This is a genomic window from Streptomyces sp. NPDC001415, from assembly GCF_053597395.1.
In genome coordinates this window covers 1-20075 of record NZ_JBSFIE010000045.1, presented here as the reverse complement: position 1 = coordinate 20075, position 20075 = coordinate 1, and the positions used below count along the sequence as shown (strand labels likewise).

The 20075-nt window shown below is 68.5% G+C and carries 16 protein-coding genes and 1 pseudogene; 7 read left to right on the top strand and 10 right to left on the bottom strand.

The window, feature by feature from the left end:
* Window positions 1–118: 118 nt before the first annotated feature.
* Both ACWC2B_RS34540 and ACWC2B_RS34535 read right to left on the bottom strand, forming a co-directional pair.
* Complete coding sequence (locus ACWC2B_RS34540) at window positions 119–1474, bottom strand: S41 family peptidase (protein WP_450723692.1); 1356 nt, start codon at window positions 1472–1474, stop codon at window positions 119–121.
* 522 nt (window positions 1475–1996) lie between these two features.
* A complete protein-coding gene (locus ACWC2B_RS34535; RefSeq protein WP_450723690.1) occupies window positions 1997–2515 on the bottom strand; it encodes a GNAT family N-acetyltransferase in 519 nt (172 codons plus the stop codon).
* 838 nt (window positions 2516–3353) lie between these two features.
* On the opposite strand from ACWC2B_RS34535, the gene ACWC2B_RS34530 reads away from it, so the two are divergent.
* The 5 genes from ACWC2B_RS34530 (at window position 3354) to ACWC2B_RS34510 (ending at window position 8892) form a co-directional block, all read left to right on the top strand.
* Window positions 3354–3791 (top strand): Imm63 family immunity protein, encoded by a 438-nt coding sequence (locus ACWC2B_RS34530; RefSeq protein ID WP_450723688.1) that lies wholly within the window; start codon window positions 3354–3356, stop codon window positions 3789–3791.
* 19 nt (window positions 3792–3810) lie between these two features.
* Window positions 3811–4083 (top strand): hypothetical protein, encoded by a 273-nt coding sequence (locus ACWC2B_RS34525; RefSeq protein WP_450723686.1) that lies wholly within the window; start codon window positions 3811–3813, stop codon window positions 4081–4083.
* A 798-nt stretch (window positions 4084–4881) separates the two neighbouring features.
* Window positions 4882–6342 carry a PrsW family glutamic-type intramembrane protease gene (locus tag ACWC2B_RS34520; RefSeq protein WP_450723684.1) on the top strand — a complete coding sequence of 487 codons (1461 nt, stop codon included), beginning with the start codon at window positions 4882–4884 and terminating at the stop codon, window positions 6340–6342.
* On the top strand, window positions 6342–6716 hold the full coding sequence (locus ACWC2B_RS34515) for a hypothetical protein (RefSeq protein ID WP_450723682.1): 375 nt from the start codon (window positions 6342–6344) through the stop codon (window positions 6714–6716). Before ACWC2B_RS34520 ends, ACWC2B_RS34515 begins: the two co-directional genes overlap by 1 nt.
* Window positions 6706–8892 (top strand): hypothetical protein, encoded by a 2187-nt coding sequence (locus tag ACWC2B_RS34510; RefSeq protein WP_450723680.1) that lies wholly within the window; start codon window positions 6706–6708, stop codon window positions 8890–8892. The genes ACWC2B_RS34515 and ACWC2B_RS34510 overlap by 11 nt, the downstream gene beginning before the upstream one ends.
* Before the next feature lie 301 nt (window positions 8893–9193).
* Here ACWC2B_RS34510 and ACWC2B_RS34505 read toward each other — a convergent pair whose 3' ends face one another.
* From ACWC2B_RS34505 to ACWC2B_RS34480, 6 genes are all read right to left on the bottom strand, one after another.
* The gene (locus ACWC2B_RS34505; protein ID WP_450723678.1) at window positions 9194–10756 is read right to left on the bottom strand and encodes an FAD-dependent oxidoreductase; all 1563 of its coding nucleotides are present in this window, start codon (window positions 10754–10756) and stop codon (window positions 9194–9196) included.
* Window positions 10757–10966: 210 nt separating this feature from the next.
* The gene (locus ACWC2B_RS34500) at window positions 10967–11905 is read right to left on the bottom strand and encodes a metallophosphoesterase family protein (protein WP_450723676.1); all 939 of its coding nucleotides are present in this window, start codon (window positions 11903–11905) and stop codon (window positions 10967–10969) included.
* Entirely contained in the window at window positions 11902–12225 is a 324-nt protein-coding gene (locus tag ACWC2B_RS34495) for a cupredoxin domain-containing protein (RefSeq protein ID WP_450723674.1), read from the bottom strand. Before ACWC2B_RS34495 ends, ACWC2B_RS34500 begins: the two co-directional genes overlap by 4 nt.
* A gap of 204 nt (window positions 12226–12429) precedes the next feature.
* On the bottom strand, window positions 12430–13164 hold the full coding sequence (locus ACWC2B_RS34490) for a QcrA and Rieske domain-containing protein (protein ID WP_450723672.1): 735 nt from the start codon (window positions 13162–13164) through the stop codon (window positions 12430–12432).
* On the bottom strand, window positions 13154–13801 hold the full coding sequence (locus ACWC2B_RS34485) for an RNA polymerase sigma factor (RefSeq protein ID WP_450723670.1): 648 nt from the start codon (window positions 13799–13801) through the stop codon (window positions 13154–13156). The genes ACWC2B_RS34490 and ACWC2B_RS34485 overlap by 11 nt, the downstream gene beginning before the upstream one ends.
* A gap of 140 nt (window positions 13802–13941) precedes the next feature.
* Window positions 13942–14706 carry a TetR/AcrR family transcriptional regulator gene (locus ACWC2B_RS34480; protein ID WP_450723668.1) on the bottom strand — a complete coding sequence of 255 codons (765 nt, stop codon included), beginning with the start codon at window positions 14704–14706 and terminating at the stop codon, window positions 13942–13944.
* Between the two features lie 122 nt (window positions 14707–14828).
* On the opposite strand from ACWC2B_RS34480, the gene ACWC2B_RS34475 reads away from it, so the two are divergent.
* Window positions 14829–15965, top strand: coding sequence for an FAD-dependent oxidoreductase (locus ACWC2B_RS34475; protein ID WP_450723666.1), 1137 nt, complete (start codon window positions 14829–14831; stop codon window positions 15963–15965).
* Window positions 15966–16102: 137 nt separating this feature from the next.
* Here the strand turns inward: ACWC2B_RS34475 and ACWC2B_RS34470 are convergent.
* Together ACWC2B_RS34470 and ACWC2B_RS34465 are read right to left on the bottom strand one after the other, a co-directional pair.
* Window positions 16103–16483: pseudogene (locus ACWC2B_RS34470) on the bottom strand (alpha-L-fucosidase); the annotation flags it as partial.
* Between the two features lie 1008 nt (window positions 16484–17491).
* Window positions 17492–17947 (bottom strand): hypothetical protein, encoded by a 456-nt coding sequence (locus ACWC2B_RS34465; RefSeq protein WP_450723664.1) that lies wholly within the window; start codon window positions 17945–17947, stop codon window positions 17492–17494.
* Between the two features lie 363 nt (window positions 17948–18310).
* Between ACWC2B_RS34465 and ACWC2B_RS34460 the strand changes: the two genes are divergently transcribed.
* Window positions 18311–19984, top strand: a complete 1674-nt coding sequence (locus ACWC2B_RS34460) for a M4 family metallopeptidase (RefSeq protein WP_450723662.1) — start codon at window positions 18311–18313, stop codon at window positions 19982–19984.
* Window positions 19985–20075: the final 91 nt, after the last annotated feature.

Genomic DNA, 20075 nt, shown 5'->3' with positions numbered 1-20075 from the left:
CTTCTCCGCGGTAATTGGGGTCCTTGATGCCGTTGATCGGCCGCGGACTCCGGGGTCGTGGTGAGCGCGGTGGCACCGACGATGCCGCACAGCGCGCCTCGGTCTGCCGGAAGATGCGCTATCGGTCATGGCGCCGTAGTGCCGCGAGAGCCTGCGTGAAGGCCGAGTCGTGGGTGCCTGCTTCGATCTCCTGGAGGAAGTTGCCTGTGCGGATGTCGGGAGGGACGCCCTCGCCGTCGAAGGTCTTGCCTGACGGGGTGAGGTACTCCTCGTTCGGCAGGCCGAAGGACCAGCCGTTGGGGAGCTTCCGCTCCAGAACGTCCGAGAAGACGCCCTGGGTGTTCTGCCCGATCCGAATGGTCTTCGCCGGGCGCTGCATGAGGGCCTGGGTGAGGGTCTCGCCGGCGCTGTAGGTCTCGCCGCCGGTGAGCACCGCTACCGGGCCGGTGTGGCGGAAGCGGTCGGGTGTGGGCTGGACGCGTACCTGCTGCGGGCGGGTGAAGCGGTCCGGGGCGGCGGGATCGTTGCGGACCCGCTTGGCGTAGGCGAAGTAGGGGTGGTCGGTGAGGCGTTCGGCGACCTGAAGCGCCAGCGCGTCGGAACCGCCGCCGTTGATCCGCAGGTCCAGGACCAGGCCTTGCAGTCCTGGCCTGATCACCTCGCTCAGCGTCTGGTCCAGGACGGCGCTGTTGCGTGCGTAGGCGGGACTGTCCTTGTCGTATCCCCCGAAGCCGGAGATCCGCAGATAGCCGATGCCGTCGGGCAACTCGGCATACCCGATGCGGCCGTTGGCATACTGGCGCAGCTGGGTGCCGCCGAGGTCATGCTGGGCGATGAACGTCTGAGCCCGCTGGTCGAGTGTGGAAGACGGGACCACCGTGCCGGGGCGGCTCTGCCCGAAGGACCCGGTGGCTTCGGCGTCGACGTGCACATGCGCGTCGTACAGCGGCAGCACCATCTCCCGCAGGAGAGCGAACAGCTCGCTGTCCGGCATACCGTCGCGCACCTTGGACCGATACCGGTCTCTCATCGTCTGCCAATCGATCTTCTTGGCGGCGAAGAAAGGATAGTTTTCCTCGAAGGTCTGCCAGAAGACGTCGAAAGTCGCCAATGCTCCCGCCGGTGCCGTCTTCGCGCACGTGCCGGGCAGGGCCGGAAGGCGCCGCAGCGTGCGGTCGCCGACCGAGCCGTCGAAGTGCAAGGTGGCGCTCGTCCCGCCCGCTCCGGGGCGTATCCGGTACACGGTCGCGTCGTCGCCGGCGTAGAGGACCGAGCCCTTGTCACCGAGGCCGGTGCGCCGTGCGGTGTCGCCGGGCAGACAGCTGACGGCGGTCGTCTGGTACTCCTGCAACTGCCCGTCCTTGATGGACAGCACGGTGTCGTACCCGTCACTGCGCCACACGCCGTCCACGCGATCGGTGACGTGCGGCACCGCGGCGACGGGCCCCGCAGCCAGCACCGTGCCGGCTGCCACGGTGAACAGGACAGCGACTGCGGTGCCCTTGCTCCTTGCTCGCCCGCTGAGTCCAGCGGCTCGCTTCGCCGCTGAGATCCTGGTACGCACGGTTACCCTTCCTGTCGGCCCTGTCGGCTTCGGGAATTCATGATCGTCGTCATGGCCTTGGCCCGGTATCCGGCTGACCGGCCGAACCACACGGGGGACAACCCCACCCCCGCACCGCCGACAGGCCGCACAGGCCACGTAGCAGGGGCCCGCGCACTGTCGCTGGAACACCACCGAACAGGCTGGGACCCCCAGCACGCCCGGGGGCGCTTTCGCAGATCGATGAGCGCGACCCCGACATCAACTACCCATACGGCATCGCGGTGTTCACCATCGACCCGGGCCACCTACCCGGCGGCCACACCTCCACCACGGTCAGCAACCACCACTCGCCCAAGGCGACCGTGCCCAACCACTGCCAACCCCGGCCCGCTTCGAAGGGCCGGTGGTTCGGAACGCCCGCACCTCCAACACCCTCCAATGCCACCCGGGTCAGGCGTCGGCTGAGGAGACGGGAGGAGCGAGCAGGACATGGAGGTGCTCGTCGTGGAGCTGCCCGTCTCCGAACCGCTTGGCCAGGGGCAGGGTGTCTTCGAGACCGAAGCCGGCCTTCTGGGCCACCCGGCACGAGGCGGTGTTCTCCACACCGTGCGTCAGAACGATACGGGTGAGTCCCAGGTCGCTCACGGCCCAACTGGCGACGCTGCGCACCGCGGCCGTGGCCGCGCCCCGCCCGCGTGTCCAGGGGGCTATGCGGTAGCCGACTCCGGCTCGCGAGTTCACGCGGTCGATGCCGTGCAGGGCGATGTTGCCGGCGTAGCGCCCGGTGCCGCGGTGGATGATCGAGAAAGTGGCGTGACTGCCGTCCGACCAGTCGGCTCCGGCGAGGCAGTCCCTGACCGCAGATGCCTCGTCGGTGATCTGACAGCGAGGATTCCAGAGCCGGACATCCGGGTCGAGGCCAAGGGCAAGGACCTCCCTGCACTCCTCCACACTCGGTGGACGGAGCACGAACTCACCGGCCGTCAGGGCTAAAGGTTCCAATGGATCAGCGGGCATCCACCGATCATGCCAGGCAGCGGGAGACCCGGAGCACGTGGGCCAGGAGAGTTGAGGGTGGTGACCGCACTTCCGCAAACAGCTCCTGCATGCGGGCCGGGCCACCACCGCCCTGCACGGCCTGGGCCGTCGTGCGCAGGGCTGAAGCAGAGGCCCGCCAGCCACTGGCGGGCTGTGAAGAGTTCCTACCCGCGGGACACCACCGAACCCGGCAAACCCGCGAACTACTGGCCCACATCACCTCCGACAGCCCCACCTGATGCGGTCAGCCCAGTCCCAGGTCCCAGCGATACAGACCCCACAACGCTGTGGTGATGTCAGCCGCCCTGTGGCCTACACGAAGGAGTTCCCGGCAGCCGTCCGCAATCCGTCCGCGGCTGGGCAGTGGTGCCCCCAGGGCCGTGGGCGCTTTGCGATGGCTGCGGCGTCAGGAGAACAGGGTGCGCGATCCCAGCAGGTACGAGGGCAGGTACGAGGCGGCGGCACCGGACCCGGCCAGGGGAGGCGACGGCCGCGTGAAGCCACCGTTGCGTCAAAGTACGGTACGGACCTTGCCGCGAGCCGGGGAAGCAGGCGGGGGATTCCGTGCGATGCGGCATGGGTCCGCGGCACAGAGTCCCCCCAGGAGGCTGACGCGCCAGTCGTAGCTCCGGGGTGCCGGGAGTGGGCATCACTGCCAAAGCCGGCACGGCAAAGCCGACATGGGCGACGAGCATGACTCACCGGCTGACTGCCGGTACGGCGGCTCGATACTCCCGAGGCAGATCGAACAGATGCAATAATCGTCGCCATGACGATAACAATCGAGGATGTGCGAGCCGCCGTGCACGACATGTCCGCCAAGCTCTACGACGGGCGCAGGTACGACCTGGTCGGGTTCAGCATCCGGGGCGCCTCCCACCCCTACATCGAGGTTCATGACGGGGTCATCCACTGGGTCGTGATGGAGCGCGGCGTGGAATCCCAGCAACGCACCACCACCGAGGACCTCAACGAAGCCCTGCACTGGGTCGCCCTCGACGCCACCAACTCCCTGGCCATGCACTGGGAGCTGAAGCAGCGGGACCGGTGGCCCGCTGACCGGGACACGCGGATCGGCTGGCTCGCCAAGCAGGTCGAACTCCTGCACCGCATCGACGCCCAGTGGGCCGAGCAGTTCCGAGCAGGCATCCCCGCACGATGCCCGGGGGTTCGACTGAGAGACGTTGACACCCATCCGCTCACCTGATGCCTCATCAGGAGCTCCCGTGGAGGTCGATGCGGCGGAGGACAGGAGCCGCGCGCAAGGGGAACTGACCTTGATGATCGCCGCACCGCCGACCCAGTTGATGAAAGAGCCACGGGCAGCGTCGTGGCCGCCGCAGCTTCCCTGGCCGACCAACTTATTGCTGTTCCTTTCGTCGCGCCGGAACAGGCCGTACAACACGGAGACGGCGAACACGCATCCTTGGAGGGTCCCGGATTCGTTCTGGATTCGTTCTGGATTCGTCCTGGAGTCGACGTGCCTCGATCTCGCGTGACGGCCTGCCGACGGCATTTGGCGAGCTTCTTGTAGCAGGTCAGGGCGGCGGCCATGGCCGGGCCTCGGCTCTGCCGGTCGTTGCGGACCACGTACGGGATCTTGAGACCACGAGCAGCCCATGGCAGGCTCATGCCGCATGATCGCGGGGCATGGGGGCGCCGGCGTGGTGGGCGAGCAGCGCCGCCGTTCGCACCGTGCCGTCGGTGTCGGCCAACAACCGCTTCCGCAGCGGCGCGGAGAGGGTCCTCCCACCGGCCGCAGGCAGCCACCCGCGCCTGGGGATCGGCGTCGGCCGCGAGGCCAGGGAGGTCACGCGCTGCCTCGGGGACGGTTCGGCGCGGACCGAGCAGTTCCTGGAGTTCCACGGTGACTCCGGATCGTTCCGGATTCCCTGCCGGGCCAGGTTCTGCGTGACTGAGCATCCAGAGAGCTCAGCTGTCCGACAGAGCGAAAAGTGCGACGGGGCGGAGGATCGGTTGTCTACTCAAGTACCAGTGCAGACACGGTTGTTGGTGGCTGGGGGCGCACTCGGCGTCACACTGCTCGCTGTGGCGCTTGCGGTGGATCTGACTGGGGCGAACGCCACCGCCGTGCCCAGCCTGCCGACACCATCGGGGCTGCCGACCGCCCTACCATCCATGCCACCCCTGCCGTCCGCTCCTGATGTCGGCGGCATGCCCTCGGATTTCCCCACGAATCTGCCTACCGACCTACCCACCGACTTCCCGACCGGTCTGCCCACCAACTTCCCCACTGACCTGCCGACTGCCCTGCCGGGCATGTCCGGGGGTGGCTCGTGAGCGGGCGGCATCTTGTGGCCATTGGTGACGATCCCGTGCTGCGGGCCCGGGCTCTGCTGATCGGGCGGCTGGCCATCGCGCTCTACCTGATCGAGTTGTTGCTCAATCTTGCCCGGCCGCACTTGTTGCCCGACGAGCCGGCTCTGTCCATCTTCTACGAGCTCCCTGGCTCATCCGGTTCGATCGGCAAGTTGCTCTCGACGCCCCGGCTCGTGTTCTGGGCCGTGCTCGCGGGCATCGTGGCCGGGGCGGCGATTCAGATCTTCGCTGCGCTGACCCGCCGCAAGGCCGAGGCGGAAGGCAGCCGACGCGCGATCGTGCTGACGTGGATCACCTTGGGCTGTCTGCTGCTGCCGTTCGGGCTGATCCCTCTGACGGTGGTGTTCTCGTACTTCCCCGTCGCGCTGCTGTGCCTGCCGAGTACGGCCCTGGTGCTGCTGGCGCTGCGTGCGACCGTCCGGTTCGGCCGGCTGTCATGGGCGGCGTTGCTCGTGGCCTTCGGGTGGGGTGCCCTGATCGTCTTCGGGCTCGGCCGCGCGTACACAAGCCTGGGGTTCGGGACTCTTTACGGCTATCTCGGACCCAAGGCAGGCACAACGGACCTCAGCGGCTTCACCAAAAATCTCAGCCACACCATGGATCTGCTGGTCGTGCACCTCAGCCTCGCCAACGGGCTCGTCATCGCGGCCGGAGTCGCGCTGCTGCTGATGCTGTTGCGTCACCGCGTCACCGACGCGGTGACAGGTCTGGTGCTCGGCGCGGCGGTCGGTCTCGGCTACAACTTCGTGGAGAGCATCCTCTTCATCAAGATCTACGGCAGTCTGGGGGCATTCTTCGGCCCCACGGGCGGCTTCGAGTACTGGATCCGTCAGTCGATCGGTCTGCTCGGTGGCCAGGTGACCTTCGGGGCCCTGGTCGGCGCCGGGCTCGGGGCAGCCGTAGGAGCCCGGCAACGAGGGAAGCTCGTCGTGGCGGGGCTACTGGCCGGGATCGGTGGCTCGGCCGGGGCCGAGACCATCTCGGGCTGGCTGGCCGGTCGGGTGAGCGATCACATCCAGACGGGCAGCACTCTGGACACGCTTGTGATCTCGCCGCTCTTGTGGATGCTGCCCCAACTCCCGTTCCTCGCCGTCGCGGTGGCGCTCCTGGTGGTCGGGCTGCGGACACGGGCCGGCCTGCTGCGGGACGCGCTCGCGACCGAGGCGACGCCCGCCGGCCCCGTCACACCGGCCGAGGCGTCCGTCCTGGCCTCTCCCTCCATGAGGTTCTGGGCGCTGGTGCGCACGTGGCGCACCCATGGCTGGCGCATCGCACTGGCCCTGCACCGGCTCCAGTGCGCCCAATTGGACTTGGCCGCCTCGCGTGCAGGAGACGATCCGGAAATGGCAGACGAGGAGGACGAGTTGAGGGCACGGGTGATGCGGGTCAAGGGTGAGCCCAAGGCGGTGCGGCTGTGATGCGCGCCGGACGCGGGTTCGCCGCGAGGCTGGTCGTGGCCATGGTCCTGGCGCTGTGCGTCGTACTGCCGACCGCTCCGGCGGCGTCCGCCTGCAGTGTCGGTGTCGGCTACAAGCCGTCCATCAGCATGAGGGATCTGAGGGAGCACCCCACGTGCTCGGCCGCCACCTCCGCGACCGGCTCCGTCGTCGTCGCCGTACTGGCCCTCGGCGCGCTGGCCGCGGCGGGCGTGCTCGTCCTCCGCCGAGCCGAGCGGCAGGTGCACGCCGAGCAAGCCCCGGACGACGCTGGAGGGCAGCGCCCGGCACTGGCCGCATACCTCGCGGCCACGGGCATCGTCCCGCCGACGGCGGAGCGTGATCATGCGGCGTAGCCTCTCACGCCTGGGCATGCTGCTCGCCGCACTGCTGATGATCCTCGCTCCGGCAGTAATTCCGGGGGAACACCTGGCTGTCGCGGCGCCGTCCCCCGCACCCGACATCAACGGCCCCTTCGTGATAAAAGCCGGGGAGTCCCCCAAGGACAAAGAGCTGCCCGGCTTCGCCGAGAAGATCGTGGACAACCCCATGGGCGAGGAGCTCTACCTCGCCATGAAGCAGTTCGATCTACTCCCGAAGGACCAGCGTCCGATCAACACCCAGGTGGCGTTCTTCACCTTCGCCTGGCTCGAAACCGATACCGGGATCCCGGCGTGGGTTCGGGACCGCTACCAGGATTTCATGGGCCGGCTGCACGAGGAAATACGAGCTCCCAGCACTCCTCCCGCATGGAAGTACCCGCTGAACGCAACCATGGTCGATGCCGAGAACTACGCCTACGACAGACTCATGGAGGAGCTCGGCACACGTTCGGTGGACCGCTACGGAAACGAACAAGTGCTGAAACTCGCCACCGGCAGCCAGGGGACCGGCAGACACTCCGAAGACGCCATGGACGAATGGTTCCAGCGCACCATGACGAACACCCTGCTGCACATCGCACGCACCGACACCGAACGCGAGGAGATCGAGAACGTCGTCAAGACGATGAAGACGAAGGTCGGCGCCGGAATCGCCGGCCCGCGAGGCTTCTGCAACACATGCGTCAAGAGCGTCGCGAAGTGGGGCTACGCGTTCAGGAAGCGACTCTTCATCGTCCCGTACGACGCCCTCAACACACCACAGGCCAAGCTCGCCGGCGCGACACTTGGGCGGCTCAAAAACCCTCTGGAGACCTCGTACGACAAGCATGCCGGGGAACAGATCGACAAGGCCCTGAACAAGGCGGGCCTCAAGGCTCCCTGCTCGCACGTGAACAACCCACAGACGATGGGCCTTTCCGCCCTGCCCATGGCCGCCGGCCCCTGCGACCCGAGCGCGAATGGCCTCACCGGAGCGCTCGGCTCGCAGCAGAACGGAGGCATCGACTTCTCCAGCCTCCAGCTCCGCTACCTCTCGGACGACGGCGACTCCGCGGTGAAGTACGCCTTCTCGGGGCAGGCAGCCAAAGACGGACAGGGGCAGGACCCCCGCGCGGGACGCCAGGCTCTTACCGACAGCATGGGCGCTCTGCGGACCTGGCTGGCACTGAGTCCGGACAAGTTCTGGGTCAACCTCAACCCCAACGAGCCGGATCGCATCATCGACGCACAGCTCGGTCGTACCGACGCCGGGCGGGCTCTGTTGGAGGCGGACTGGCAGATGAAGCAGAGCGAGGGGAAGCTGCTTGATCCCAAGACCGCGTTCGGCGCGGAGTACTGGCGGAGAATAGGCATCTCGGACGGGCCGACCTGCTATTCGTCTCGCATGTGGATCGTTCCCGGCAATATCGAGGTACGCCAGGACGGCTCCTCGCTCTACATCCTCAAAGCCACCCTGGATGTGAAGGCCAAGCCCGAGAACGTTCAAGGCCTCGGGCAGGCCTCCTGCAACGCCGATCCGAAGGCGACGGCGCGTAACGCGCAGGTGGAGCAGGAAATGGTCGTGCCCAAGATCGCGCAGGCGGTGAACACAGCCCCCGAATACGCGCCGCTGCGTCAGGTCTTCCTGGCCCGGATCGTGGCTCAGTGGATCCGCGATCGGCACGAGAAGGGCGAGACCACCTCGTTCGACAAGCTGATCGGCTCCGGCGGCCTCGGCTCCGCGGTCCAGGACGGAAACTGGCGGCCGCGGCAGGTGTACGACGCGTATCTGCGATCCATCCGCGAAGGGGACTTCACCTACAAACAAACCACGCAGGTCGGCGACACCACGGTCACCTACATCATGCGCACCGGCGGCGTCGACTTCAGCAAGCTGAACTCCACCAGACTCAGCGCCGCGGACATGGACCGGCGCATACCCGGACTTCCGCAGACGATCGACAAGTCCGCACGCCGCCCGACGACGGCGACCGACGGAACAGTCTGGCTGGCGGACACGGCAAAGACCCCGCCGATCGGTGTCTGGGATCGGATCCGCAGCTACGTCGGCGGCCGCACCGGCATCCTCATCGGCCTGCTCGCCGTCCTGGCGGTCCTGCTGTTGTTCGTCCGCGACGGATCCGCCTTCCGGCGCCGGAAGTCGGCCTGATGCCCAGCCGCCGCCCGGTCCGTGTTTCTAGCGGGCCGGGCGGTGTGGCACAGGGCGGAGTCCGCCCGCAAGCCGGGGCAAGGCGGTCGGCGGCGCCGGTCCGTCCGGAACCGGGCGGCCAGTGACCAGGCCCCCGGCCCGGAGCGGACACTCGCATCGCGGCCGGTGCGGGGGCCTTGCCGGTGCCGCCCGGCGCGGCTCCCACGATGCCCGGCGGCCGGATCCCGGGGCATCGTGGACGACCACGAACACAGCGGTCAGGGAGCACAGTTCACGCCCCCGCCCCACGCGAAGCGGCGGATCAGCCCTGCGTCACCGCGCCCTCCGGCACGCCGAACCACTCCTGCAGCGCCTCCGCAAGCCCGGCCCTCGGCGCAGGCGTCCGCCCCTCCGCGTCGGCCGCCCAGGCTGTGAAGCCGTCCGGGCGGACGAGGACCGCCGCCAGTTCCGGGCGGGACGGGCAGCCCACCGTCACGGTGTCGACGCGGCCGGCGTACCCCGCGGCGAGGGCCCGGAGCTCCGGGTCGTCGGTGAGGTCGAGCAGGAGCGCCCGGCCGCCGTGGAGATGGTCCGCGAGGCGGCTGCCGTCGGCGAGTTCGAGGTCCGGGGCGCTGCGTCCGGTCAGCGGGTGTTCGCCCGGCAGCTCGTATCGCAGCCCAGCACCGTTGAGCCGCGCGGTGAGGTACGTGGTGCCCGTGACCGTCCCCGCCAAATCGCTGACGATCTCGCGCAGGGCCCGGGACTGCGGGTCCGGGCGCATGGCCGCGACCTGGGACCGGGTCCAGTCCAGGATCCACGCGCCGACCGGATGCCGCTCGGAGGTGTACGTGTCAAGCAGCCCTTCCGGCGCCCGGCCACGGGTCACCGCGGCGAGCTTCCAGCCGAGGTTCATCGCATCCCCGATACCCAGGCTCAGCCCCTGGCTCCCGAACGCGGAGTGCACATGCGCCGCGTCGCCCGCCAGCAGCACCCGGCCCTTGCGGTACTCGGTGACCTGGCGGGCGTGGTCGGTGAAGCGGGTCGCGGTCCGCACCGCGGTGATCGTGACGTCCACGCCGGAGACATGGCGCAGCCGCGCCTGGAGGTCCTCGGCGGTGACCGGCGCGTTCCGGTCGGCCGGCGGGCCGTCGAACTCCACCGTGACGATGCGGCCCGGCATCGGTCCATGGGCGTACACCCCGGTATCCGTGGTCGCCCAGCCGACCGGCAGGTCCTCGGCGCCGGTCATCTCCACGACCGCCTGGTGACAGGTGATCTCCGGGTCTGTACCCGGGAATTCGAACCCCGCGAGCTTGCGGACCGTGCTGCGGCCTCCGTCGCAGCCCACGAGCCAGCCGGCGCGTATCGCCCCGCCGCTCGTCCGCACGGTGACGGCCTCTTCGTCCGCGTCGAAGCCGGTCAGCTCCACTCCCCGGCGCACGTCGACGCCGAGTTCGTCCGCCCGCTCGCCGAGCAGCCGCTCGATGTCCTGCTGCGCCACGAGAGAGATCTCGGCGGCGGGTCCGGCGTCGCCGAGGCCCGGCTCCGTACGGTCGACCAGGTCGGCGCGCAGCATGATCCCGGCGAAGTGCCCGACGTACCCGAGCCCTTGGCCCGCGGCCCCGCCTCCTTCCCCGCCGTTGCGCTCACGCATGAACGCGTGGAAGCGGTCCATCGCCTGCCGCTGCACCTCGGCCAGCGCGGGCAGCATGCCCCGGCGGTAGAGCGCCTCGGCGCAGGGGGCGGTGATCACCCCGCCCTTGATCGTCGCGTCCACTTCTGTGCGGCGCTCCAGGACGGCCACCCGCGCGCCTCCGAGCCGGAGCTCGCAGGCCAGCATCAGTCCGACCGGGCCGCCTCCGGCCACTACTACGTCATAGTCCATGGCCCTACTATGACCGAGGGCAAAAAAGGCCCTTTCACCGCCCTGACCAGCCACAACAGGCCCCACGATGTCAAGAGGCAGACCGTGCCGTCCGACGAGGCGGGCGGTCATGCGGCGTGGGTTTCCGCAGCCACCGCCGAGTACCGCGAAGCCAGGGCCGGCAGCGGCGAGCGTTGCCGCATGAACGCACCGCGGCGCGCAGCCGGGCTCTCATGCCAAGTCGCTGTCCCTGACGGCCGGAGCACCTGAGCCTCGCTTGTAGGTCACGTCCCGGATGCCGAGTGCTTGTCGCAGTCGGCCTGCGGGGAGGGTGACCGGTGCGGGGGCGGGTCCATCGCCGGGGTGAGGCAGGGGGTAGGCCGTGGTGGTGGCGCTGTGGAAGGTCACGTTGCCCTCGGTCTTGGTGAAGAGCTGATGCACATGGCCGTTGAGGCACGTCACCGAGGCGAAGCGGCGTAGGTGGGAGAGCGCCTGGGCCGCGTCGTCCGTGCCCCAGCCCCAGGCCGGGTACATCGCGAACAGCGGGATGTGGCTGAACACCACGATGGGTGTGTCGCTGGACAGCCCCGCGACGTCCTTGCGTACGAAGTCGAGCTGATCCGTGCCAAGGTGCCCCAGCTTCTTCAGATTCAGCGAGTTGACGAGCGCGATGACATGGACGCCCTTGGCGTCGAAGCTGTACCACCCGTCGCCCCGGCTTCCGGCTCCGAAAGCGGTCCGGTACTTCTGGCCCGCGTCGTCGATGGCGTCGTGTTCCCCGGGCACGGTGTGCACCTGCCCGGTCTTCAGGCCGGTCATCATCTGCTTCACCTGGTCGAACTGGTCCGGTGTCGACAGATGGGTGAGATCGCCGGTGTGCATCACGAAATCGGGGCGCTGATCAAGGGAGTTGACCCGTTCGATCGCGCGCGAGAAGGAGCCGGTGACATCGGCGTTGGCGGCGCCGTGGAAGCCGAGGTGGCTGTCGCTGAGCTGGACGATGCTGAGCGTCCCCGGTCCCGGCTCCGCCTGCTTGTGCCCCGACCCTACGAGGTGGCTGACGATCTCACCGCCGCCGACGGTGAGGACGACCGCTGAGCCGAACCATGCGCCGTGTCGCAGGAGTTGGCGCCGTGACATGCGCTGCCGTCCCTCGTCCTGCCCGGTCACGGCGTCACCGTCACGGTGCCGTGCATGAAGGGGTGGATCGTGCACAGGTAGGTGTACGTCCCCGGTGCGGTGAAGGTGAAGTGGTAGACCGCTCCCGCATCCAGGCCGGGTGAGTGAAGAGGGCCGTTCGCGTCCGAGGTGACGGTGTGCGGTTCCTCGTCGGCATTGGTCCAGGTCACCGTGGTGCCCGCTTTGACTGTCAGGAGTTTGGGTGTGAAGGCGTCGTTCCTGATGGATACGGAGCCGGCGGTGGAAGGGCTCTCACCGCCGGCTCCGGTCTGCCGGGAACCACTCGCCGCGGGTGCACCGGTGTCGGGCATCGCAGAGTGCCCGGCCGGTGCGGATGCGCTCCCACCTCCCTGGGGCGAGCCGCATGCGGCGGCCAAGGCAAGCATGGCCGCAGCCGTCGCGATCGCCCGTCCACGCCTACTTGTCCGGCGTGCGAGATTCGGTGTGCGCATCTGATCCCCCCGCATTCGGCCCGCCCCTGCGGCGAACCCGGCAGACCCCCCGTTGTGCGGGCCTCACCCTTGGATAGGAGGCGGGGTTACACCCGATGGCGGCGGCAGGTACACCTGTACCTGCCCATCCGCCTCGCGCACCGCGATGCGCGGCAACGCCCGAAGGGGGATGGGGAGTTGATGGTGCAGTACTTCGCCGGTGACCGCGAAGGCGGAGTTGTGGCAAGGGCAGTTGAGCTGCTGGGCCGCTCGGTCCAGGACAAGCGCACAGCCTTGGTGGGTGCATACCCCGGAGACCGCTCGCAGCCGCGTACCCTCGCGCGAAACGAAGCCGGACACCGCCTCGGTCTCGAAGGCGCGTACGGCACCGCTGGGAAGGTCGGCGCCGGCCGCGACCGTCCGCCACTCGCCCCGATTCGGCTGCAGCGTCGCCGACGCCGACCCCCCTCGCTCCTGCGCGTCCGTCGTACCACCGTCGAGCGATCGCCCCACGATGACACCAACAGCCGACGCGGCCACAAGTGCCGCACCCTGCACGACGCGTCTGCGCGCACTGCCTGTCCGCCGCTCCGCCACGGGGCGAGCCCCCGACGTCGCCGCCTCGGTCATCTCCCGGGCAAGTCGGGCATGCAGCGCGCTGACGAACTCCTCGCGCGGTACGTCGCTCCCCGGCCGAGCCGCGCGCAGGGTGATGGCTGTGCGCAGCACCTCGGTGTCCTGCGGTCGCGTCCGGAAGGGACGGGGTCGCCTCGACCGCAGCAACGCTTCGACATAGCGCCACAACGCGTCAGAGCTCATCGCCCTCACCCTCCCGCTGCTTGGCCGGTGCCGCACCACGGGCCGCCTGGCGCAACGCACGGTGCTGGAGCACTTTCGCATTGGTCACGGACACTCCGAGTTCGGCTGCCGCCTCCTTCACCGATCGCGCTTCCAGGAAACGGAGTTCGAGGATGCGCCGGTACCGTTCCGGAAGAGCATCGAGTATCGCCCTGGCCCGCCGCGGCGCGTCCGACACCTGGTCGGAAGGCTCGCGCACCGCGAGCTCGTCCAGGTAGTCAGCTGCCAGCGTCGTCACCTCGTGCCCCAGCACACGCCGCCAGTGCGCGGCAAGAACCGTGCGGGCGGTGGCCAGTAAGTAGGCACGTACCTCAGGCACGGTCGCCGTCGTACGCAGGGGGCCCAGCGCGGCGAGAAACACCTCCGTGGTCAGGTCCTCGGCGTCCATTCGGTTGCCGACCCTGGCGAACATCACCCGGAACACCAAGCTCACGTTGTCCCGGTAGACCGATTCCCAGTCCGCGTACACCTCACCACGCACGAGCCGCAGCCGCTGCGCATCCGCGCCGTCGTCCGGCCTGCCCCGGTCCCCCGAGCGCGCCGGAGCGTCCCGGCCGCCGGATTCGCGCCCGCGCCCCTTCGGTCGGCGAATCACCATGCCTCACCATCCCGGCCCGCCGCTCCCTCCCCGGGCAACGGCATTCCCCAACAGGAGATAGCAGAGCGGGTTACAGCGCAGGGCGAAAAGCCGTCGGCTCGTCAGTTGAGAGCCGTTCGTAGAGCGGTACCGACCTGGTGTCAGGTCAGTCCGCGCAGCATGAGACTGAGTGCGAAGTCGAATCGGTCATGTCCTGCGCCCGCCGTGAGCTCCTTGGCGTGCGCGACCGTGTTCGGGAACTGTTGGGCCGGGAGCATGCGCAAGCGCTCTACGATCTCAGCGCGGTCGATGCTTGCGCCTTCGAGATCCTGACTCTGCCGCTGGACGATGGCGGCCTCCAAGCAGTAAGCGGTGACGTAAAGGAAAGCGGCGTCGCTGGTCCACGCCGCGTCCCGCGCCGATGCGCCACCGAGGAGCAGCAGCGTCAGCATTGCCTCGCCGAGGCGCAGGGACGCGAGTTCAGCGGGAACGGCGGCCAGTGCGGCTCGGGCGACTCCCGGGTAGCGCAGGAACTGGTCACGCAGCTGCGCGCAGAGATCGAGGAACTGCTCCTGCCAGCGCCCGGCGTCCGGCGTCGGAAGCTCTACACGCGAGCACAGCTCACCGATGAGGAGGTCTCCGAGCTCGGCCTTGTTCCGGACGTGCGCGTACAGCGATGCCGGTCCCGTGTCCAAGGCCGCGGCCACTGTGCGCATCGTCAGATCGTCGAAGCCGCCGATCTCGATCGCGTCGAGCGCTGCGGCGACGATGCGCTCGACCGAGATCGGTGTTCGCGATCGCCGATGACCACGAGCCCCCTCGCCGCTGCCGGTCGCACTCTCGGCATCCGCTGATGCCGCAGCGGCGATCCGCTCCGCCCACTGTTCCCGAGTGATGGCGTCTCGGGATGCCCGCCTGCCAGCCATGGTCTCCACCCTACCACTCGACACGAACAATGATCGTATGGAACATTGTTCGTGTCTACTTGATCGGATAAGTCACCCGGCGAACATCAGGAAGCTCGACCCGTCTCTCCGAGAGGAACACCATGACCACCTCGGTCACCATCATCGGCGCGGGCCTCGGCGGCCTGACGCTCGCTCGCGTCCTGCACCTCCACGGCGTTCCCGTCACTGTCTACGACGCGGAAGCCTCCGCTGACGCACGCACCCAAGGGGGTCAACTCGACCTTCACGAGCACGATGGCCAACTCGCCCTCGAAATCGCGGGGTTGACCGAGGAATACCGGTCGATCATCCACCAGGGCGGTGGCGCCAAGCGGGTCCTCGACCCGCACGGCCGGATCCTCGTCGAGCTACCCGATGACGGCACCATGGAACGGCCGGAAGCTCTCCGCGGGGACATCAGGCGGATCCTTTTGGAATCGCTGCCTGCCGGGACCGTTCAGTGGGGAAAGAAATGCCTCTCGGCGACCGCTGTCGGGAACGGTCGGCATGAAGTGGCGTTCGAGGACGGGTCGACGGTCTTCTCTGACGTCCTCGTCGGCGCGGACGGCACCTGGTCGAAGGTTCGTGGTCTGCTTTCGGACGAGCAGCCGACCTACACCGGCATGAGCTACGTCGACACCCACCTCCACGATGTCGACGCACAGCATCCCGGCGTGGCCGACACGGTCGGTGACGGCGCCTTCTACGCCCTCGTTCCCGGCAAGGGGTTCCTTGCCCACCGCGAGGCCGGGAACGTCATCCACACCTATGTCATCCTCCACCGACCCGTCGAGTGGTTCGACGACATCGACTTCACCGACGCCACCGCCTCAAGGACTCAAGTCGCAGCCGAGTTCGACGGCTGGAGCCCCGAGGTGACGGCCCTGATCAGGGAAGGCGAGGGAGCGCCCGTTCTTCGCAGCATCTACCAGCTTCCCGACCGTCACCGGTGGAACCGAGTCTCCGGGGTCACACTCATCGGGGACGCCGCCCACGCGACCGTCCCCGGAGGCGATGGCGCGAACCTCGCCATGCTGGACGGAGCCGAACTCGCCCAGGCCATCGTGGCCAACCCCGACGACATCGAGGCCGCGCTGGCCGACTACGAGAAAGCCATGTTCCCGCGCAGTGAAGCCGCCGCCCTCTCCGCACATCGGACGATCGACCTGATCTTCGGCGCCGACGCGCCCAATGGCCTCCTCAACCTCTTCCGCGGGCTGAACGAAGATCACGCATAGGTCAGTCAGCCGATCTTCGTCAAGGTCCACTTCGGCGGGGAGCCGCCGTTGTCGGACCACTGGATGCCCGTGCTGCCCTCGGTGTCGGTGTTGCCGTTGTCCAGCACCTTGCCGCTGTGCCGATTGGGGCAGGATCACCAAGAAGAACGGCAAAGGCCGTTGAGGACGGTCACGGAACCGGAGGTGGCGGTGCCGTCGCCTTTGGGGCCGATGTTGAGCAGGTAGTTGCCGTCACGGGAGACGACGGTGACCAGCTCCTGGACGATGTCCTTGACGGACCGGTAGGAGTTCTCGGCCCAACTGCTGTAGCCCCATGCACCGTTCATGGTGGCGCAGGTCTCCCGGGGCCGGTCCAGCGGAGCGGCGGGCACGGTCTGCTCCGGGCAGGCGAAGTCACCCAGACCGAGGTCGCGCTTGACCCGCTCGTTGACGACGAGGTTGGGCTTCCGGGCGATCAGCCAGTTGTACAGGTCCAGACCGTCGGCCCGGGTCCACCAGTCGGTGAGCGTGGAGGTGGCGGCGATAGCCGCGGCGATCGTGGTGTTGACGGCGTCGGCCTACCCATGACAGTGATCAGCGTCTCGGACAGAGTCAGGCACCGCCGCTCGTCGCCGCCCTCCGATTCCACGAGCACGACCGTTCCGATGTCGGCTGCGGCGAAGTCGGCGCCGGAGACGGCGACTTGGCGCGCAGGCACTCCTCCCACGGCCCGGCGCGGGTCCGCCCGCAGCTGGGGTCGGCGAGCACGGTGCGCGCCGCCTTGAGGAAGGCCGGGGTGCCCAGCCATACGGCCTTGTCGGCGCCGCTCACCGTACGTCCCCTTTCAACGCGACCACAGGCCGTCCGGAATCGGAAGGCCGTCCGGAATCAGGCGTCGCAGTTGCTCCACCACGTCGCGCACCTCCTCAGGAATGCGCGCCCGTCAGGACGCTCGCGACCGCGCGACGGCGGAACGGCGGAACGGGAAGCGCAGCGCGACAGCGCTCAGCGGCATGCCGTGGCGTTCGCGGACCGTGAGGAGCCGCACTGCCCGGCCGATGACCGGCTGCCGAGCAGGTGCGTAGTCGTACGTGGCGCCGGGCCGGGGTGTGGAACCATAAGCCCGGCGACGGCTCCAACCACCCCCAGGACAGCGCGGAAGCCAAACTCTCGACCGCGGCCCGCTCCGGCAAGGGCCAGCTCACGGCAGCGCAGAACGCCATCCCGACGGGCTGGACGGACAGCACTGGCCAAACTCAGCCTCACCTGGAGAGCAGGGCAGCACACCCGCCCTGGCCAACTCGATCGTGCCCGGGTCACCAAATCGCCGAGCACCAGCCCAACAGGCCCTGCACACACGATCGTTGCCAGCCAACCTGAACCGATCGACCCGACCGGCACGGTCCGAGCGTGACATGCTGCATCCGCCCCGGGGCAGGCGGCCGGTCGTATGCCGGCGTGACGGAACGCCCCGCCCCGGGGCCACACACCGGTGAGCACAGCAGCCCTGCCCCACTCGCCGCGGTTCTGGTGACCTCCCCCGCAGCTCAGAGCACGATCGGTCGGTACTTCAGAGCCTCGTCGACAATCTGCTCCGCAGACGCATCCTCAAGGGTGTCCGAGGGGTGGAAGAGCAGGTCACTCACCCGGGGATGCGACACGTTCGCCTCCAGGAGCCGCAGATAGTAATCGCTCTCCGGGGAGGCCGTCAGAAGTCTGCGAACGATCTCAACCAGTTCATCCCGGGAGATGTCTGCGATCACCGGGTGAGCCGGCCGGGCCGCCTCCCTCGCGAACTCCTCCAGGCTCCTGCTGCCGTGGTATTCGGCGCAGTCGAGAGCCTCGTAATCGTGCCCGGTCGTCACGTTGAAGGCCGCGATCGCCTTGTCCGCCGCCTCCGGGCTCGATGCCAGCAGGTCAGCGATACGCTCGATCTCCGAACACAGCTCGTCCAGTCGTTGCCGACTCACCGGCGGGGGCAACAACTCCGGTCTCAGGTCCACAGCCCGGATTATGCCCCTCGGCGCCGACACACACGGCCGGCCCCCCTGGAGTGCCGCCGGTTTTGCCCAGCGCCTTGCGACTACGCGCAAGCCGTGGAGTCCGGCCCGGCTCAGCGGGCAGTTCAGCGACGACGGCTCGGATTCCTGGTTGACGGTGGCGTGCGTCGCCCTGCCCGGCATGCAATCGAGCCGAATTCCGGCCACGGCGAACCCTCCCTGTGGCATCAACTCCCCCTCCGACACCATGAGTTGTCGAACGTTCGGAACAGTCTGGTGGACGGCTATGGACAGCGAGTTGTCATGCCCCCTTAAATCTGAGACGGCATCAGCATCACGTCTGGACTGCCCCCTCAGAGGAGACCGATGAGACAGAACCGGAGAACATCGCGCCTCACCACCGCCGGCGTGGCCGTCACGGCCGCCACCCTGCTCGCCACCGCCTTCTCCACCGGCGCGTCCGCCGCGAGCACCCCCCTGCCGCAGACCGGGGCGGGGGCGGCGCACCCGACGCCGGACCGCGCCACCGCCATCCGCAACGCGAACGCCGCGAGTTCCGCGCACGCCGCCCAGCTCGCGCTCACCGCTGCCCAGCAGACCTCGGTACGCGATGTGATCGTCGACTCCGACGGCAGCCAGCACGTGCGCTACGACCGGACCTTCCGCCAACTGCCCGTCCTCGGTGGCGACTTCGTGGTGCACCTCACGCCCGCCGGGGCCTACCGCGGCGCCGACCGGGCGGTGACGAACGATCTCTCCGTGCCCAGCACCACCCCCGAGGTCTCCGCGCCCAAGGCCGCCGGCCTCGCCTCCGCCGAGCTGCGCGCGGCCCACCCCGGCACGCTCAAGCAGCTGACCGCCGAGCCGCAGCTCATCGTCGACGCCCTGCACGGCACGCCGAGGCTCGCCTGGCGCACCCAGACCGCGGCCAAGGACTCGCTCGGCAACCCGGTCGCCCGGGTCGTGCTGATCGATGCCCGCACCGGTGCTCGCATCGACGCCTGGGACTCCATCGAGACCGCGACGGGCGACGGACAGTCCCTGTACAGCGGAACCGTTCCCCTGGAGACCACCCAGGCGGGGTCCACGTACCAGCTCAAGGACCCGACGCGCGGCAACACGTACACAGGGGACGCGCAGAACAAGACCGACCTGTGTTTCTTCGGCATCTGCTTCGTGCGGGCTCCCGCCGTGCTGTTCACGGACGCCGACAACCACTGGGGCAACGGCACCAACTCCGACCGGGCGACGGCCGCCGTCGACGCCCAGTACGGCACCAACACCACCTGGGACTACTACAAGAACGTCCATGGGCGCACCGGAATCGGCGGCGACGGCAAGGGCTCGTACAACCGCGTCCACTACGGCAGCAACTACAACAACGCCTTCTGGGACGACAGTTGCTTCTGCATGACGTACGGGGACGGCGACGGCACGACCTTCGGACCGCTGGTCGCCCTCGACGTGGCCGGGCACGAGATGTCGCACGGCGTCACCTCGAAGACCGCGGCGCTGACCTACTCCGGTGAGTCCGGCGGTCTCAACGAGGCCACCAGCGACATCATGGGCACGCTCGTCGAGTGGTACGCGAACAACAGCTCCGACCAGGGCGACTACCTCATCGGCGAGAAGATAGTGAAGCCCGGCTTCGGCAAACCCGCGCTGCGCTTCATGGACAAGCCGTCCACCGACGGCAAGTCCGCCGACTGCTGGAGTTCGGGGGTCGGCAACCTTGACGTCCACTACTCCTCGGGCGTCGCCAACCACTTCGCGTACCTCCTCTCCGAAGGCAGCGGCGCGAAGGTGATCAACGGGGTTTCCTACAACAGCCCGACCTGCGACGGCAGTTCACTCTCCGGCATCGGCCACGACAAACTCGGCAAGATCTGGTACCGCGCGCTGACCGTCTACATGACGTCCTCCACCAACTACGCGGCCGCCCGAACGGCGACCCTGAACGCGGCGAAGGACCTGTACGGCGCGGGCAGCGCCGAGCAGAACGCGGTCGCTGCCGCATGGTCGGCCGTCGCCGTCAACTAGACGAGTAGTTCCGTTGTGGCTCAGTGGTCGTAGGCGATGAGTGACCTGGTGATGGGTGCGTCGATGGTGCGGTTGTGCCAGATGGCGCAGG